This is a genomic window from Bacillus sp. Brlt_9, from assembly GCF_051948935.1.
In the GTDB taxonomy this organism is placed as follows: Bacteria; Bacillota; Bacilli; order Bacillales; family Bacillaceae_G; genus Bacillus_A.
Genome location: NZ_JAYJLO010000037.1, coordinates 1 through 441, shown reverse-complemented (window position 1 = coordinate 441; position 441 = coordinate 1). Strand labels below are relative to the sequence as shown.

The window sequence follows — 441 nt, the reverse complement described above, 5'->3', positions numbered from 1 at the left end:
TATGGAGGATTAGCTCAGCTGGGAGAGCACCTGCCTTACAAGCAGGGGGTCGGCGGTTCGATCCCGTCATCCTCCACCATATATGTCGGAGGGGTAGCGAAGTGGCTAAACGCGGCGGACTGTAAATCCGCTCCTTCGGGTTCGGCAGTTCGAATCTGCCCCCCTCCACCATTCTTAATTAATGGGCTATAGCCAAGCGGTAAGGCAACGGACTTTGACTCCGTCATGCGCTGGTTCGAATCCAGCTAGCCCAGCCATTAAGAGCCATTAGCTCAGTTGGTAGAGCATCTGACTTTTAATCAGAGGGTCGAAGGTTCGAGTCCTTCATGGCTCACCATTTTAACAAAATATGCGGGTGTGGCGGAATTGGCAGACGCACTAGACTTAGGATCTAGCGCCTTTGGCGTGGGGGTTCGACTCCCTTCACCCGCACTTTTAATA

5 tRNA genes are annotated in these 441 nt (G+C 53.1%); all 5 read left to right on the top strand.

The annotated features are described in order from the left end of the window. Positions 1-3 precede the first annotated feature (3 nt). The 5 genes from VF726_RS31520 (at position 4) to VF726_RS31500 (ending at position 432) form a co-directional block, all read left to right on the top strand. A tRNA-Val gene (locus tag VF726_RS31520) sits at positions 4-79 on the top strand. A gap of 8 nt (positions 80-87) precedes the next feature. Then, a tRNA-Tyr gene (locus tag VF726_RS31515) sits at positions 88-171 on the top strand. An 11-nt stretch (positions 172-182) separates the two neighbouring features. After that, a tRNA-Gln gene (locus tag VF726_RS31510) sits at positions 183-257 on the top strand. A gap of 4 nt (positions 258-261) precedes the next feature. Then, positions 262-337, top strand: a tRNA-Lys gene (locus VF726_RS31505). A 14-nt stretch (positions 338-351) separates the two neighbouring features. Next, positions 352-432 (top strand) — tRNA-Leu (locus VF726_RS31500). Positions 433-441: the final 9 nt, after the last annotated feature.